The organism is Halopseudomonas salegens (assembly GCF_900105655.1).
Classification (GTDB): Bacteria; Pseudomonadota; Gammaproteobacteria; order Pseudomonadales; family Pseudomonadaceae; genus Halopseudomonas; species Halopseudomonas salegens.
The window spans coordinates 1869277-1885008 of record NZ_LT629787.1 but is presented as its reverse complement, the minus strand read 5'-3'; the positions used below and the strand labels follow the sequence as shown (position 1 = coordinate 1885008).

General features: G+C 58.4%; 15 protein-coding genes and 4 tRNA genes. 8 read left to right on the top strand and 11 right to left on the bottom strand.

Going from position 1 to position 15732, the window contains the following annotated elements; translation table 11 throughout:
- The first annotated feature begins 14 nt into the window (after positions 1 to 14).
- Together BLU07_RS08485 and BLU07_RS08480 are read left to right on the top strand one after the other, a co-directional pair.
- Entirely contained in the window at positions 15 to 887 is an 873-nt protein-coding gene (locus BLU07_RS08485; protein WP_092385984.1) for an NAD(P)-dependent oxidoreductase, read from the top strand.
- Positions 887 to 1144: a YkgJ family cysteine cluster protein gene (locus BLU07_RS08480; protein ID WP_157719154.1), complete on the top strand. Its 258-nt coding sequence runs from the start codon at positions 887 to 889 to the stop codon at positions 1142 to 1144. The genes BLU07_RS08485 and BLU07_RS08480 overlap by 1 nt, the downstream gene beginning before the upstream one ends.
- Positions 1145 to 1246: 102 nt before the next feature.
- Here BLU07_RS08480 and BLU07_RS08475 read toward each other — a convergent pair whose 3' ends face one another.
- Together BLU07_RS08475 and BLU07_RS08470 are read right to left on the bottom strand one after the other, a co-directional pair.
- Complete coding sequence (locus tag BLU07_RS08475) at positions 1247 to 1981, bottom strand: TorF family putative porin (RefSeq protein ID WP_092385980.1); 735 nt, start codon at positions 1979 to 1981, stop codon at positions 1247 to 1249.
- A 174-nt stretch (positions 1982 to 2155) separates the two neighbouring features.
- Positions 2156 to 2560: a GNAT family N-acetyltransferase gene (locus BLU07_RS08470; RefSeq protein ID WP_231701712.1), complete on the bottom strand. Its 405-nt coding sequence runs from the start codon at positions 2558 to 2560 to the stop codon at positions 2156 to 2158.
- A gap of 100 nt (positions 2561 to 2660) precedes the next feature.
- Between BLU07_RS08470 and BLU07_RS08465 the strand changes: the two genes are divergently transcribed.
- Entirely contained in the window at positions 2661 to 3089 is a 429-nt protein-coding gene (locus BLU07_RS08465; protein WP_092385978.1) for a universal stress protein, read from the top strand.
- Between the two features lie 44 nt (positions 3090 to 3133).
- Here the strand turns inward: BLU07_RS08465 and BLU07_RS08460 are convergent, their stop codons facing one another.
- Entirely contained in the window at positions 3134 to 4690 is a 1557-nt protein-coding gene (locus BLU07_RS08460) for a methyl-accepting chemotaxis protein (RefSeq protein ID WP_092385976.1), read from the bottom strand.
- A 173-nt stretch (positions 4691 to 4863) separates the two neighbouring features.
- Here BLU07_RS08460 and acnA point away from each other — a divergent pair, with 173 nt between their 5' ends.
- The 4 genes from acnA (at position 4864) to BLU07_RS08440 (ending at position 8076) form a co-directional block, all read left to right on the top strand.
- Positions 4864 to 7596 carry an aconitate hydratase AcnA gene (gene acnA, locus BLU07_RS08455; RefSeq protein WP_092385974.1) on the top strand — a complete coding sequence of 911 codons (2733 nt, stop codon included), beginning with the start codon at positions 4864 to 4866 and terminating at the stop codon, positions 7594 to 7596.
- 127 nt (positions 7597 to 7723) lie between these two features.
- Positions 7724 to 7799 (top strand) — tRNA-Ala (locus BLU07_RS08450).
- A gap of 84 nt (positions 7800 to 7883) precedes the next feature.
- A tRNA-Glu gene (locus tag BLU07_RS08445) sits at positions 7884 to 7959 on the top strand.
- 41 nt (positions 7960 to 8000) lie between these two features.
- A tRNA-Ala gene (locus tag BLU07_RS08440) sits at positions 8001 to 8076 on the top strand.
- 69 nt (positions 8077 to 8145) lie between these two features.
- Here BLU07_RS08440 and BLU07_RS08435 read toward each other — a convergent pair.
- The 4 genes from BLU07_RS08435 to BLU07_RS08420 form a co-directional block, all read right to left on the bottom strand.
- A complete protein-coding gene (locus BLU07_RS08435; RefSeq protein ID WP_092385973.1) occupies positions 8146 to 9120 on the bottom strand; it encodes a PA2778 family cysteine peptidase in 975 nt (324 codons plus the stop codon).
- Between the two features lie 71 nt (positions 9121 to 9191).
- Entirely contained in the window at positions 9192 to 9563 is a 372-nt protein-coding gene (locus BLU07_RS08430) for a PA2779 family protein (protein WP_407920108.1), read from the bottom strand.
- A gap of 108 nt (positions 9564 to 9671) precedes the next feature.
- On the bottom strand, positions 9672 to 10955 hold the full coding sequence (locus BLU07_RS08425; RefSeq protein ID WP_092385970.1) for an NAD(P)/FAD-dependent oxidoreductase: 1284 nt from the start codon (positions 10953 to 10955) through the stop codon (positions 9672 to 9674).
- A 118-nt stretch (positions 10956 to 11073) separates the two neighbouring features.
- On the bottom strand, positions 11074 to 11265 hold the full coding sequence (locus BLU07_RS08420; protein ID WP_092385968.1) for a DUF2897 family protein: 192 nt from the start codon (positions 11263 to 11265) through the stop codon (positions 11074 to 11076).
- Positions 11266 to 11431: 166 nt separating this feature from the next.
- Between BLU07_RS08420 and BLU07_RS08415 the strand changes: the two genes are divergently transcribed.
- Positions 11432 to 11508 (top strand) — tRNA-Asp (locus BLU07_RS08415).
- A 112-nt stretch (positions 11509 to 11620) separates the two neighbouring features.
- On the opposite strand, the gene BLU07_RS08410 is transcribed toward BLU07_RS08415, so the two are convergent.
- The 4 genes from BLU07_RS08410 to rfbA all read right to left on the bottom strand — a co-directional run bounded on the left by BLU07_RS08410 (position 11621) and on the right by rfbA (position 15719).
- Positions 11621 to 13288 (bottom strand): electron transfer flavoprotein-ubiquinone oxidoreductase, encoded by a 1668-nt coding sequence (locus BLU07_RS08410; RefSeq protein ID WP_092385966.1) that lies wholly within the window; start codon positions 13286 to 13288, stop codon positions 11621 to 11623.
- A gap of 147 nt (positions 13289 to 13435) precedes the next feature.
- Positions 13436 to 14305 carry a dTDP-4-dehydrorhamnose reductase gene (gene rfbD / locus BLU07_RS08405; RefSeq protein ID WP_092385964.1) on the bottom strand — a complete coding sequence of 290 codons (870 nt, stop codon included), beginning with the start codon at positions 14303 to 14305 and terminating at the stop codon, positions 13436 to 13438.
- Positions 14302 to 14844: a dTDP-4-dehydrorhamnose 3,5-epimerase gene (gene rfbC, locus BLU07_RS08400; protein WP_092385961.1), complete on the bottom strand. Its 543-nt coding sequence runs from the start codon at positions 14842 to 14844 to the stop codon at positions 14302 to 14304. The genes rfbD and rfbC overlap by 4 nt, the downstream gene beginning before the upstream one ends.
- Entirely contained in the window at positions 14844 to 15719 is an 876-nt protein-coding gene (gene rfbA / locus BLU07_RS08395; protein ID WP_092385959.1) for a glucose-1-phosphate thymidylyltransferase RfbA, read from the bottom strand. Before rfbA ends, rfbC begins: the two co-directional genes overlap by 1 nt.
- Positions 15720 to 15732: the final 13 nt, after the last annotated feature.

Here is a 15732-nt window from a genome sequence, read left to right as displayed (position 1 = left end):
TGCGGAGGTGAATGATGGCGAAGGTGGCATTTCTCGGTCTTGGCGTAATGGGCTTCCCGATGGCAGGGCATCTGGCTCAAGCCGGGCATGAGGTAACCGTGTATAACCGCAGCGGCGGTAAAGCCGAGCAGTGGTTGGCGCAATTCCCCGGCCGCAGTTGCCCGACACCGGCGACAGCTGCGGCCGGGCAAGAGCTGGTTTTTGTCTGTGTCGGCAACGATGCTGATGTGCGCGCAGTGATCAGTGGCCCCGACGGAGTGCTTGCCGGCATTCCTGCGGACACCATTATTGTCGATCACACCACGGCCTCGGCTGATGTTGCGCGTGAACTGGCTGAACGGGCAGCAGAGCAGGGCGTCGGCTTTCTGGACGCACCGGTCTCCGGTGGACAGGCCGGAGCCGAGAACGGCCAGCTGACCATTATGCTCGGTGGCTCGGAGGCGACTTATCGTCAGGTTGAGCCGGTGCTGTCTGCCTATGCCCGTATGCAACAGCTTATGGGGCCGGTTGGCAGTGGCCAGCTGACCAAAATGGTCAATCAGATCTGCATTGCTGGCCTGGTACAGGGATTGTCGGAAGCCTTGCATTTTGCGCAGCAGGCCGGTCTGGATGGCGAGTCTGCAATGGCGGTGATCAGCCAGGGTGCAGCACAGTCCTGGCAGCTGGATAACCGCCATAAAAGCATGTTGGCCGGTGAATTTGATTTTGGCTTTGCTGTTGACTGGATGCGCAAGGATCTGGCCATAGTATTGAATGAGGCGCGGCGCAATGGCAGTCAATTGCCGGTGACGGCACTGGTTGACCAGTTCTATGCCGATGTGCAGGCCGCAGGCGGCGGTCGTTGGGATACGTCAAGCCTGATTACCCGTCTGCAATCCCGCAACTGATGCAATGCCGAAGCGGCTGTGCCGCCTGTTGTATCGCTCCCTCGATTTCCAGCCCGCTGCCGGGCTTGCCTTTGGGCAAGCCGGCCGGCGTTGCCTGTCCGCATCTGGATGCTGAATGGCGCTGCCAGCTGTTTGGTTCGCCACTGCGGCCGAGGGTGTGCGCCGAGTTTCAGGCCGAGCCGGCCATCTGTGGCAGCCATCGTGATCAGGCGCTGCAAATCATTACCCTGCTTGAGCAGAGCAGTACACCGGAATAAAAAAAACCCGGCACGCGTGGATGCCGGGTTGAAACTGAAGCAGCACGTTGAAGCTGCCTGCCTGTTGCAGCCCGGAGGGTCACAACAGGCAGGTATTGCCGATCAGAAGCTCTTGGATACAGACAGTGTGAAGTTCGAGCTGCAGTAGCTGCTCTTGCCGTACCAGGCGTCACAGGTTGAGCTCTTGATGTTGGTATCGGAATACATCAATGCAGTATCCAGACCCAGGATTTCCTTGCTCACGGTAATCGCCCAGTCAGTGTAGTTTTCGCTCGTGTCGGTGGGGGCATTCAGTTCATCCTTGGTGTCAGCGTAGCCGACGTGGAAGCCGAGGCCGAAACCAGCTGGCAGGTCAAAGCCGTAGCCAGCGCTGTAGTACAGGGCGCTGGAGGGGTCGTAGGCATATTTGACTGCCAGGTCGACACCATAGACGCCGAAGCCCAGAATCCACTCATCGACGTTGTCGAGGTTGCCGCCCGCGCCAGGGTAGGTGTACGTGTTCCAGCTCAGGTCATAGCTGATGTTGTCGGTAATATCGGCACCGTAACCCACGTAGTAGTCAATCTCTACGCTAGAGCCGCCAAAAGCATCAGCGTCAATGTTGGACGCCCAGGCACCAACATACAGGCCGCTTTCGTGACCAATATCCAGGCTACCCTGTACGGCACCAACGCCGGCAGTTTGCGACTGACCGCGCCAGATGTAATCAGTGGCCAGCGTAGCTGTCATGCTCACGTCCAGTTCACCGACAGCTGTGTCGAATGCTTCGGCTTGTGCCAGGCTGGCAGCACTCAGTGTGCTGGCGGTGGCGATGGCAATGGCAAGTTTCTTCATCATTTGGTGTATCCCCGTTGTGTAAAAATTCAATCGTGTTGAATTGGTTGGCGATATGATCTGAGCAGAAACTGTGCCAATTTTGATTTTTTCAATTAAAACAATGCCTTGACTAATTATTGCAGCATTATGTCAGACGGGTTGCAGTCTTGTGGTGCACCATGATGGCGCTTTGGGTCATAAGCTGGTGCACTGCAACGCCAGCAGGCGCTTGTGCCGTTGGTAGCGCTGCAGGCGTTGCTGCAACGGGTGCGGTAGATTCCGGATCGGCACAAAGCCGTGGCGCTGGTAGAAGGACCCTAGTTCCGGTGCGCAGAACAGCCAGACAGGGCCTTTGCAGTTGCTCAGGCTGGCGCCCAGCAACTGTCGGGCCAGTCCCTGTTGCCGGCGCTCCACGGCAGTGCACAGGCTGGTCAGCCAGAAACCTTCGGCAATCGGCTCCAGGCACAGGGCACAGCAAATCTCAGGATCACGCAGCACCCAGACCTGGTGCTGTCCTCGGGCGCGCATGCGGCTGCCCTGGGCCCGGTAAAAACGGTTGACCAGGGGTAATTGCAGCGCCGGCAGTATTTCTATGCGCATGTTTGACCTGCGTCAGCCGCAGAACGGGCAGTTTTGGCACACTGGATTCTGGTTATAATCAAGCAGGTCATGCGGTTTCATGAAATGAAAAGGACAATTTATGCAAAATGTACTGGTACCCTTTGACGGATCATCCAGCGCCAAGCGGGCGATTCAATATCTGGTCGACTTTTCCGCCGAGTATCCGGCCATCAAGGTACATGTGATCAACGTGCAGAGCGAGCCCAAGCTGTATGGCAACTATGTGTCCGCTAGCATGCTGGAGCAATTGCATGACGGGGCATTGCAGCACGGTCAGGACATCAATACCGACGCTGCAGCCATGCTTGAGGCCGCAAACATCAATTTCGAGACCCATGCCGTGATTGGCGAAGTCATCGGTGAAGTGGTCAAAGCGGTCAAGCAGTTGGGCTGCAATACGGTGGTCATGGGTACCCGCGGCATGAGCAATCTGGGCAACCTGGTCATGGGCTCGGTTGCCACACGCATTGTGCATGAAGTGCCGGTGCCGGTTCTGCTGATCAAGTAATCCCAGCCGGGGCCGGCTGGCAATACGGCCCCGACGTCACAGTTTCAGCGGTTGAAGCGCTCAACCAGCTCGGCCTGATGTCCGGCGGTATCCGCCAGTTCGATACTCAGGTCTGCACTGCGTTGTGCCTTGCCTGCGGTCGACTCCGAGAGATCGGCTATCGTGGTGATATTGCGGTTGATCTCCTCGGCCACCGCGCTTTGTTCTTCGGCAGCACTGGCAATCTGGTTGGTCATGTCGTTTATTTGCTCGATGGCCTGACTGATCCCATCCAGGGCTTCATCTGCGGCCACCACACGCTCCAGCCCCTTGTCCGCCTGAGCATGACCTTGTTGCATGGCGTTGACGGCCTTTTCTGCCGCCTGCTGCAGGTTGGCAATCAGGCCGTGGATCTGTTCGGTCGAGTCGGCGGTCCGGCTGGCCAGTGCGCGCACCTCGTCGGCAACCACGGCAAAGCCCCGGCCTTGCTCACCGGCACGTGCGGCTTCGATGGCAGCATTGAGAGCCAGCAGGTTGGTCTGCTCGGCAATCCCCTTGATCACATCCACCACGGTCCCGATTTCCCTGGCGTCAGTGGCCAGCTGGCTGGATACCTCGGCAGCGGCATTCACCGCGCTGGCCAATTGTTCGATGGCCTGGCGAGTGGCCTGGGCCACTTCTTTGCCCTGACTGGCCAATGCGCTGGCATGGCGGGTTGACTCGGCAGTACGCTGCACATTGCCGGACACTTCCTGGGTGGCGGCAGCCATTTCATTGACTGCGGTGGCTACCTGTTCGGTTTCCTGGCGTTGCTGGTTCAGGCCGTGCGAGCTATCCAGCGCTAACTGACTGGCTTCGGTAGCCTGGCTGCGCAACTGCCCGGCGCTGTCGAGCAAACGGGTCAGGCTGGTTTGCAAACGCGCCTGCTGGCTCAGCAGCGCCATTTCCAGCTGCCCGAGGGAGCCTCGGTAAGGGGTGTACATTTGCGCCAGCAGGGGATCACTGATGGTTTGTGTGGCCTGACCAATAATGCGCTGTAAACGTGCTTCCTGCCAGGCACGCACACTCAGGGCGGCCGGCACGCTGACAATCAGACTGGTGGCAATACCCCAAGGGCCCAAGGCGCTGCCGAGTGCCGCAGTAGCCCCACCGACGGCGAGCATGGGCGTTACATCAGCCAGCCAGCCCCGCCAGTTGGCCTGTACGGCTTTACCGCCACGATTCAGGCGTCGGTAGAGATGCTCTGCGCGCTGGACCTGTTGTTGCGTCGGCTTGACGCGAACGGATTCGTAGCCGGTCACCTTGCCGTTTTCCAGTACCGGGGTCACATAGGCGTTGACCCAGTAATGGTCGCCGTTCTTGCAACGATTCTTGACGATACCCATCCAGCTGCGACCCGCCTGGAGATCCGTCCACATATGCTCGAAAACGGCCGGTGGCACGTCCGGATGGCGGACCAGATTGTGCGGAGCACCGATCAACTCATCCGCAGTGAAACCACTGATCGCAATAAAAGCCTCATTGGCGTAGCGAATGAGGCCCTTGAGGTCGGTCGTGGAAATCAATCGCTGATCCTGGGTAAAGCTTTGTTCCCGCTGGGTGACGGGCTGATTATTGCGCATGGAGTCGTCCTGATACGGCGAGGCGAATGGTTTTATTGGTCTATGCTGTTGTTATCGTCAACACGTCAGAGTTCTTTACCTGTGTTGTTGCTTGGGCGCCAGACCCTGTAGTCTGGGGAGTATATCAATTCTGCCGCTGGCTTGCTGCCAGCGCATTGCCAAGAGGTCTCAGCATGACAGTCAAGAATAGCCTGGACAGCCTGCAAACCCTCGCCGTCGGGGACACCAGTTACCATTATCATTCATTGCCGAAAGCGGCGGAAAAATTGGGCGATATCAGTCGTTTGCCGATGTCTCTCAAAGTCTTGCTGGAAAATTTGCTGCGTAATGAGGACGGCAAAACCGTGACCCTGGCTGATTGCCAGGCGGTGGTTGACTGGCTCAAGGATCAACGCTCGACGCGGGAGATCCAGTACCGTCCGGCACGGGTACTGATGCAGGACTTCACTGGCGTACCTGCAGTCGTCGATCTCGCCGCCATGCGGGATGCCGTGGCCAAGGCGGGTGGAGACCCGCAGCAGATCAATCCATTGTCACCGGTTGATCTGGTGATTGACCACTCGGTAATGGTCGATCACTTCGCCGATGCCAGCGCCTTCAAGGATAATGTGGCGATAGAAATGGAACGCAATGGCGAACGTTACGCCTTTCTGCGCTGGGGGCAGCAGGCGTTTGACAACTTCCGGGTGGTACCGCCGGGCACCGGTATCTGTCACCAGGTCAATCTCGAGTATCTGGCCGAAAGTGTCTGGGCTGAAGAGCGGGACGGCGAGCAATGGGCCTATCCGGATACCCTGGTCGGCACGGATTCGCACACCACCATGGTCAATGGTCTGGGGGTGCTTGGCTGGGGGGTTGGCGGCATCGAGGCGGAAGCAGCCATGCTTGGCCAACCGGTATCCATGCTGATTCCCGAAGTCGTAGGTTTCAAACTGACCGGCAAGATGAAAGAGGGAATGACGGCTACCGACCTGGTGCTGACGGTAACCCAGATGCTGCGGGCCAGGGGTGTGGTCGGCAAGTTTGTCGAATTCTATGGTGATGGTCTGGCCGATCTGTCACTGGCGGACCGTGCCACCATCGCCAACATGGCACCGGAATATGGCGCCACCTGCGGCTTCTTTCCGGTAGATGACGTCACGATCAATTACCTGCGACAAACCGGCCGGCCGGATGCGGTTATCGAGCGTGTCGAGGCCTATTGCAAGACGCAGGGGTTATGGCGCGAGTCGGGCCATGAACCGGTGTTTACCGCCACCCTGCATCTGGATATGAATGAGGTGGAAGCCAGCCTGGCAGGCCCGAAACGGCCGCAGGATCGGGTTGCCCTGGGTGATGTCCCGCGGGCTTTTGATGATTTGCTGGCCTTGCAGGTTACGCCGGATGACGAGGCTGAAGCGCGGCTGGAAAGTGAAGGGGGCGGCGGCACGGCCGTAGGATCGCATAGCGGGGCTACGACGGTTGAAATCGATGGCGAGGAACATGTGCTCAAGCATGGTGCCGTGGTCATTGCCGCGATTACGTCCTGCACCAATACCTCCAACCCCAGCGTGATGATGGCGGCCGGCCTGGTGGCGAAAAAAGCCCTGGAGAAAGGGTTGCAACGCAAACCCTGGGTCAAGTCATCCCTGGCGCCCGGTTCCAAGGTGGTTACGGATTACCTCGCCAAGGCCGGTCTGAATGACTATCTGGACAAGCTGGGTTTCAATCTGGTTGGTTACGGTTGCACCACGTGCATCGGCAACTCCGGCCCCCTGCCGGAAGCCATCGGCAAAGCCATCACTGAGCATGACCTGGTCGTTTCGTCGGTATTGTCCGGCAATCGCAATTTCGAAGGCCGTGTACATCAGCAGGTCAAGGCCAACTGGCTGGCCTCGCCGCCCCTGGTGGTGGCCTATGCCCTGGCCGGCAATACGCGCATGAATCTGGCCAAGGAGCCGCTCGGGCTGGATGCCGACAACAAGCCGGTGTATCTGCAGGATGTCTGGCCCAGCAATGCCGAAATTGCTGAAGCAGTGGCCATGGTTGAACAGAGCATGTTCCGTGAGCGCTATGCCGACGTCTTCAGTGGCGATGAGCACTGGCAGGGTATTGAGGTACCGGACAGCAGCACCTATGCCTGGGATGACAAGTCCAGTTATGTGCAAAACCCGCCGTACTTCGAGCATATTGATCAACCGCTGAAGCCCGTAGAGCCGGTGAAGCAAGCCTGTGTGTTGGCCGTCTTTGGCGACTCGATCACCACTGACCATATCTCGCCGGCCGGTTCAATCAAGGCCAGCTCGCCAGCGGGCGAGTACCTGCAAAGTCTCGGCATAAAACCGGATGATTTCAATTCCTATGGCTCACGCCGGGGCAATCATCAGGTGATGATGCGCGGCACCTTTGCCAATATCCGTATCCGTAATCTGATGCTGGCAGGCGAGGAGGGTGGTGAAACCATCCATGTGCCCAGTGGCGAACGTCAATCCATTTATGATGCCGCCATGCGCTACCAGAAGGAAGATACCCCGCTGGTGATCCTGGCCGGCAAGGAATACGGTACCGGCTCCAGCCGCGACTGGGCGGCCAAGGGTACCAATTTGCTGGGTATCAAAGCGGTGATTGCCGAGAGCTTTGAGCGTATTCACCGTTCCAACCTGGTCGGCATGGGTGTGCTGCCCTTGCAGTTCCAGGATGGGCAGGGTGTCGCTGCACTGGGCCTGGATGGGCATGAGCGCATTGATATCCAGGGGCTGGATGATGACCTGAAACCGGGTCAAAGCTTGCCGGTTGTGGCCACCCGGACCAATGGCGACCAGGTCAAGTTCGAGGTGCTCTGCCGTATCGACACCGGCAACGAGATCGACTACTTCAAGGCCGGCGGCATTCTGCACTACGTATTGCGCGGGTTGCTGGCTGGGTGAACGTCGTGCTCCGAGACCGCTGAGTACTCAGACAACACGACCTGATGCGAGCTTAAGTCGCTGTTTTGGAAAAAATTCTATTGACAGTGACTTCCCCTGACCCTAATATTCGCCCCGTCCTCGAGACGGGGCTATAGCTCAGCTGGGAGAGCGCCTGCATGGCATGCAGGAGGTCAGCGGTTCGATCCCGCTTAGCTCCACCAAGTTTTAGGTCAGTGACTCGTTCATTGGCCTGTTTTAATCTAGGGTTTGCCTTTACCAGCCAAAGGTAAATCAGAAGGGTTTGCGTCCCCTTCGTCTAGTGGCCTAGGACACCGCCCTTTCACGGCGGTAACAGGGGTTCGAGTCCCCTAGGGGACGCCATTTATTACTGCCGCATTCATGTGGCAGGGTCGTCAGACCACGGGGCTATAGCTCAGCTGGGAGAGCGCCTGCATGGCATGCAGGAGGTCAGCGGTTCGATCCCGCTTAGCTCCACCAATCAACAAAAAAGCCGGCTTGCAAGCCGGCTTTTTTGTGTCTGTCATTTATTGCCCGGGGTTGCACGGCTCAAGGCTCGTCCACACTTTGCCCGCAAACCCTGGGCAGGCGACACCGGGATTGAGCGGCGTTTTCATGCTGGACGCCGACGGACAGCGTGACCGAATGCCCCGTCTCGCACTGGCGCACCGCTTTGGCACTGTGCGGGCAACCGCTGTTCTCCAGGGCCACTGCCAGATTGTTCCAGCCGGCAGTCAATTCCGGGAAGTCATCCACCAGCATGCGGAAATGCTCGATGGCATCGCCTTTGCGGGCCTGTGTCCAGGCTATGTTGCCCAGACCGAGGCGAGCCCCGGGCTGTTCCGGCCATTGCTGCTGAGCGCTTTCGTAGGCTTCGGCAGCCGCTGCCAAGCGTCCGGTCTGCTCCAGTTCACTGGCAGCCAGCAGGTAGCGCAAGGGTTCTGCAGTGGCGGGTATCTGCCCGGCGGGTACCAGCACACGCGCCCAGCGTTCAGCCCGTTCCCAGGTACGCATGAACAACGCAAAGCTTTCCCGCTGTGCAGCATTCAGACCGCTGTGAACGATCAGGTGCTCCGTCTCCAGGTCATAACCAATCACCACCGCATAATGCCATTGCGGCAGCCAGCTTAGCCCGAGGTTCTGCATGACCAGTACCGGATGGCCGGCGGCCAGTTCAGTCAGCAGCGCCTCCAGACGAGTTGTCAGGGGGTAGACCAACAGGTCGCGTTCACGGCTGGCCGCAACCATTTCCATTTGCAGGCTGCCCTGGCGTTCCGGCAGGTAAACCCGGTCCTTGATGTGATCAGGATGGACAGGCAGTCCGTAATGGTTGAATACCATGGCCAGTGCAGCAGGGCCGCATTGATAGGCGTCCTGAGCGTGAAAGGGGACGTCGAGCTGCACCTTGCGCGGTAGTTCGGCCACCGCACTGTCATCCGGCAGCAGCGGACCGCGTCCGGCGCAAGCGGACAGCACGAGCAGCAGGCCGAGCAAGGCAGTCAGGCGCAGTGAAGCAGTAAGCATGGATGGAAAGGCCTTGTTTGAACAGCACTCAGGGGCGCAAGCGCCCCTGAGTGCATTCCGCCTCGGCGGGTTTATCGCACGCAATTGACGAAGTTGTAGACATTGGTTGCGCAGAGCATATCGGTAATGATGAAGACCAACAGGAAGAGCGCAATGATACCCACCACCCCGGCGCCGGCTGGTGCATTGTCGAGCTGCTGGTTGAACTCTGCCAGCTCGGCAGTGGTCAGGCTGTTGATGCGCTGCTCAACCTGCTCGGACGAGACGCCCATACTGGCCAGCTTGTCCTTGACTGCACCTTCGTCGAGCATGGCGATCAAGGCTTCACGGTCAACGTTCATCTGTTGCTCGGCGACCACTTCATGGGTACCGATCATGCCGGGTTGCGCATAAGCGGCGCTGATGCTGCCGAGCAGAAATACCACAGACAGAATGACTGCCATGTAACGCTTGATCGAATGCATTGTTGACATAGGTTTCACTCCTTTGCTGTTGGTGTTTTCAGACATGGCTGCGGTTGATGTCAGACAAGTCTCAACAGGTATAGACAATCAAATACCGAATTTGTCCCGCATCTGGTAATACCAGGCACCCATGGCGGTAAAGGGCACACGCAAAAGCCGACCGCCGGGGAAAGGGTAGTGCGGCAAGCTGGCAAAGGCGTCGAAACGTTCGGCTTGGCCGCGCAGTGCTTCCGCCAGTACCTTGCCGGCCAGGTGCGTGTAGGTAACACCGTGGCCGCTGCAGCCCTGGGAGTAGTAGATATTTTCTCCCAGTCGGCCGACCTGGGGCAGTCGGGAGAGCGTGAGCAGGAAGTTTCCGGTCCAGGCATAGTCAATCCTTACCCCTTCCAGTTGCGGGAAAGTCTTGAGCAATTTCGGTCGGATCAGGGCTTCGACATTGGCCGGGTCGCGCGCGCCATAAGTGACACCGCCACCATAGATCAGCCGCCGATCGGCAGACAGGCGATAGTAATCGAGCAGGTAATTGCAATCTTCGACGCAGTCATCCTGGGGCAGCAGGCTGAGCGCCAGGTCCTCATCCAGTGCTTCGGTAGTAATGACCTGGGTGCCACAGGGCATCGATTTTGCAGCCAGCTGCGGTAGCAGGTTGCCGAGGTAGGCATTGCCGGCGACGATCACGAAGCGTGCTTCGACCTGCCCATCGGCCGTATGCACGGTAGCGGGCTGGCCGTGTTCAATGCGAGTGACCGCAGACTGCTCATGGATCACCCCGCCGAGAGATTCAAGGGCAGCCGCCTCGCCGAGTACCAGATTCAGCGGGTGGATATGTCCGCCACTCATATCCAGCAAGCCGCCGACATAACGCGAACTGCCAACGCGACGGGCGATGTCTGCCTGATCAAGCAGGCTCAGTTTGTCGTTGCCGTAGCGCTCCCACAGTCGTTGTTGTTGCTCCAGGTGATCAAGCTGCTTGCCGGTCAAGGCAGCAAAAATGCCGCCATCCTTGAGATCGCACTGGATACCGTATCGGGCAACCCGCTGGCGGATGATCTGCGCGCCTTCAAACGCCATCTTGCCGAGTAACGCCGCCTGTTCGGGCGCAGCGGTACGCTCGATGACATCAATGTCGCGGCTGTAACTGTTGACGATCTGCCCGCCATTTCGCCCGGAAGCGCCCCAGCCGACGCGGGCTGCCTCGAGCACGGTGACCTTGAAGCCCTGCTCGGCGAGAAACAGGCCGGCCGATATACCGGTAAAGCCAGCCCCTATCACGCAAACGTCAGTACGGGTGGAGCCACTCAAGGCTGGACGGTCCGGGCTGGGATTGGCGGAAGCGGCGTAGTAGGAGTCCGCGTGTTGAATGGTAGGCATGGCATGACCCTGCGTAGGAAATTTTTTACAGACTGTTCATTATCCTACTTCGTAGCCCATGCCTTTGCCAGCCCTGCCGTCAAACGCAGGGAGGCTGAACCAGGAGGCCTCTCAGACGTTAATCCGGCCGGTTCTCTTCCGCCTGTTTTTCTTTGGCCTCTTCCGCCTCGAGCTGTGCCTGACGCTCCTTGATGCGGGCCAGTTTTTCCGGGCTGATTGGCATGGTGTTGGCGCTGTCGCGCAACAGCAACAGACTACTCAGCACCATACCGAAGGCCAATATGATAAATATCCAGCCGATAGCGGGCATAGGTTCCTCGCAAGAGATTGTTTTCTCTGGTTGGACCAGCTTACCTTTTTATGCAACTTTTTGTCGGGCGGCTGATTTGTGCTGCAAGTGCTTGACTCGCCACCAAAAAGAGATAGAATGCGCCCCAGTTCAGCGGTGTCGGCCAGTCCAGCCCCTGTAACTCAGCGCAGCGGTAGTTCAGTTGGTTAGAATACCGGCCTGTCACGCCGGGGGTCGCGGGTTCGAGTCCCGTCCGCTGCGCCAGACATTGAAAACCCCGGGTTGATCCCCGGGGTTTTTTTGTGCCCAATGCAAATCATTGTGCACAGCCATAAAAAAACCCACTGCAAGCAGTGGGTTTTTTCGACGGCGACTATTACATGTTCGGGTAATTCGGGCCGCCGGTACCCTCAGGCGCGATCCAGTTGATATTCTGCGACGGATCCTTGATGTCGCAGGTTTTGCAATGCACGCAGTTCTGCGCATTGATCTGGAATTTCTTCTCGCCGCTTTCTTCGCTGGTCACAATCTCGTAGACACCAGCCGGGCAGTAGCGCTGTGCCGGCTCATCGTATTGTGGCAGGTTGACGTCCAGTGGCACGTTCGGATCTTTCAGTGTCAGGTGCACTGGCTGATCTTCTTCGTGGTTGGTATTGGACATGAAGACCGAAGACAGCTTGTCGAAGCTCAGCTTGCCATCTGGCTTGGGATAGGCAATCTTTTCAGCCTCGGAGGCCTTTTTCATGCAAGCGTAATCCGGCGTGGTGTCACGCAGGGTTACCGGAATCTTGCCGCCGAACAGGTTCTGGTCCACAAAGTTGAAGGCAGCACCAAAGAAGGTACCGAACTTGTGAATCGCCGGGCCGAAGTTGCGGGCGCGGAAGAGGTCATCGTACAGCCAGCTGTTCTTGAACAGTTCGGGGTATTCGTTCAGCTCGTCACCCCCCTCGCGACCGTCTTTCAGTGCCTTGAGTACGGCATCCGCTGCCAGCATGCCGGATTTCATGGCCGTGTGGCTGCCCTTGATCTTGGCAAAGTTCAGCGTGCCGAGGTCACAACCGATCAGAACACCACCGGGGAAGACTGATTTCGGCAGCGAGTTGTAGCCGCCTTTGCAAATGGCACGGGCGCCATAAGCCAGGCGCTTGCCGCCTTCCAGGTATTGCTTCAGTTTGGGGTGGTGCTTGAGGCGCTGGAACTCGTCAAAGGGTGACAGGTGCGGGTTGCTGTAGGACAGGTCGACAATCAGACCAACCACCACCTGGTTGTCCTCAATGTGGTAAAGGAATGAGCCGCCAGTATTTTCACTGCCCATGATTTCCATCGGCCAGCCGGCGGTATGCACGACCAGGCCGGGTTCATGTTTGGCCGGATCGATTTCCCACAGTTCCTTGATGCCGATACCGTAATGCTGGGCATCGGCTTCGCTATCGAGCTTGTACTTGGCAATCAACTGCTTGCCAATGTGGCCACGGCAGCCTTCGGCAAACAGGGTGTACTTGGCGCGCAGTTCCATACCCGGCGTATGCACGCCCGGCTTGGGATTGCCTTCGCGGTCAACACCCAGATCGCCGGTAATGATGCCGCGCACAACACCCTTGTCATCAATCAGTGCTTCCTGAGCGGCAAAACCGGGATACACCTCGACACCGAGGTTTTCTGCCTGTTCGGCCAGCCAGCGGCAGAGATTGCCCAGGGAGATGATGTAGTTGCCTTCATTGTGCATGGTTTTCGGCACAAAAAAGTTGGGGACTTTAGTGCTTTTTTCTTCGCTGGTAAGCATGTAGATGTCATCACGCGCAACCGGGACGTTCAGCGGGGCACCGAGCTCTTTCCAGTCAGGAAACAGCTCTTCCAGGGCGCGCGGTTCAAAAACGGCACCAGACAGAATGTGAGCGCCAACCTCCGAGCCTTTCTCCACGACGCAAACACTCACATCCTGGCCGGCTTCGGCGGCTTCTTTCTTCAATCGACAGGCAGCTGCAAGGCCGGACGGGCCTGCGCCTACGATGACAACGTCAAACTCCATGAATTCGCGTTCCACAAGCTATCTCCTACACTAGGCTGGCAATTTGAATTAGGATCTTCCCTGATCGTTTAGCAGCGCAGTATACCAGCCCTGCAGGCCAGTACCAATTGGTCTGGCCCAGGCGGCTGCGGCAGGTGTGTCAAGGCGAGGGGTGGCAGGTCATCAATCTGCCTGGTGGCAGGCGCTTATCACTGACTCCAGCGCGGCGCCCCAGTTGCCCCGAGACCCGGGCAGCAGCTCTTGCAGGCGCTGGTCATCCAGAACCGACCAGGCCGGGCGCTTGGCTGGCGTAGGAAATTCGGCGGTGCTTACCGGTTTCAGTAGCGGGATCCTGGCGTCGGGATCGCCGGCTTTCAGCGCGGCAAAAATTGCGCTGGCAAAATCAAACCAGGTGCAGGGCGTGCCACCGGAAAAGTGGTAAATGCCGCGCGCATGCGGGATGCCAATCAATTGCACCAGCGTTTGCGCCAGATCACCCGCCCAGGTCGGAGTGCCGGTCTGGTCGGCAACGATGCCCAGCTCATCCCGTTCGCCAGCCAGGCGCAGCATGGTCTTGAGAAAATTGTTGCCATAGGCGCTGAAGACCCAGGCCGTGCGCACGATAATATGCTCATTGGCTTGCGCGGCAGCCTGCTCGCCAGCCAGCTTGCTGGCGCCGTAAACCCCCAGGGGCCGGGTAGGGTCCGTCTCCCGCCAGGGTTGCTGGTGGTTGCCGTCAAACACATAATCCGTTGATACCTGAATCAGCCGGGCATTCACGCTGTTGGCGGCCTGGGCCAATAACGCGACCGCTTCCGCGTTGATCTTCCATGCCGACTCGGCATGGGTTTCAGCACTGTCAACGCCGGTCCAGGCCGCTGCGTTGATGATCACCTCGGGCTGGAAGTGTGACACCTGCTGCTGTACCTGCCGGGCATTGGTGATATCCAGTTGTTCGCGGCTGCAGGCGAGCCATGCATGCTCGGTAGCGGCCAACACATCCTGCAGGCAGCGGCCAAGCTGGCCATTGGCGCCGGTCAGCAAAATCTTCATGCCTGGCGGTACTCATTAAAGCTGCCTGCGGCGGTATCCTTGGCCGACAAGGTAAATTCCAGGCCCTGTGGCCAGGCAATTGCCAGCTCCGGGTCGTCCCAGCGGATAACGCCCTCGTCGTCAGGGTCGTAGTAATCAGTGCATTTGTACTCGAAGTCGGCTTCCTCCGAGAGCACAACAAAACCATGTGCGAAGCCCGGCGGTACCCAGAATTGACGCTTGTTCTCGGCCGAGAGCATTACCCCCTCCCACTGGCCGTATGCGGGCGAGTCGGGACGCAGATCCACCGCCACATCAAATACCTCGCCCGAGACAACGCGCACCAGTTTGCCCTGGGGTTTGTTGATCTGAAAGTGCAAGCCACGGAGAACGCCGCGTCTGGAACGCGAATGGTTGTCTTGCACAAAGGGCAGGGTGATCCCGGCTTGCTCGGCGTAGCGGGCAAGCTGAAAGGTCTCCAGAAAAAAACCGCGCTCATCCCCGAATACACGGGGTTCTATGATGACGCAGTCGGGCAGTCGGGTAGGTATTACCTTCATCAATGATCCTCTGCCAGGCGCAGCAGATATTGGCCGTAAGCGGTTTTTGCCAGGGCTTGTCCCTGGCGTTCAAGTTGGTCCCGGTCGATCCAGTTCTGTGAAAAGGCGATCTCTTCCAGACAGGCAACCTGCAAGCCCTGGCGGTGCTCCAGCGTCTGCACGAATTGCCCTGCCTCCAGCAGTGAGTCATGGGTGCCGGTATCCAGCCAGGCAAAGCCGCGCCCGAGCAAGGTCACATTCAGGTCGCCACGCTCCATGTAGGCGCGATTGACGTCGGTAATTTCCAGCTCACCGCGCTGCGAAGGCTGGATATTGCGGGCAATATCAATCACATCGTTGTCATAAAAATACAGCCCGGTTACCGCGTAGTTGGATTTTGGCTGTGTCGGCTTTTCTTCCAGGCTGATTGCTCGCCCCTGGTTGTCGAACTCGACCACACCGAAACGTTCCGGGTCAGTGACGTGATAGCCGAACACGGTTGCTCCGGTTGGGCGGGCAGCTGCCTCGCGCAGGGTATCGGTGAAGTGCCCGTAGAAAATGTTGTCACCCAGGACCAGGCATACATTGCTGTCACCGATGAAGTCAGCACCAATGATGAAGGCTTCCGCCAGCCCGTTGGGCTCGGCTTGCACGGCATAACTGATCTGCAAACCAAACTGCTCGCCGTTGCCCAGCAAGCGTTCAAAGCCCGGCATGTCTTCCGGGGTAGAGATCACCAGCACATCGCGGATACCGGCCAGCATCAGTACCGACAGCGGATAATAAATCATCGGTTTGTTGTAAACCGGCAGCAGTTGTTTGGACACGCCAATAGTAATCGGGTGCAGCCGGCTGCCCGAGCCACCGGCGAGAATAATGCCCTTGAGCTTGCTCATTCATGTTCCTGTC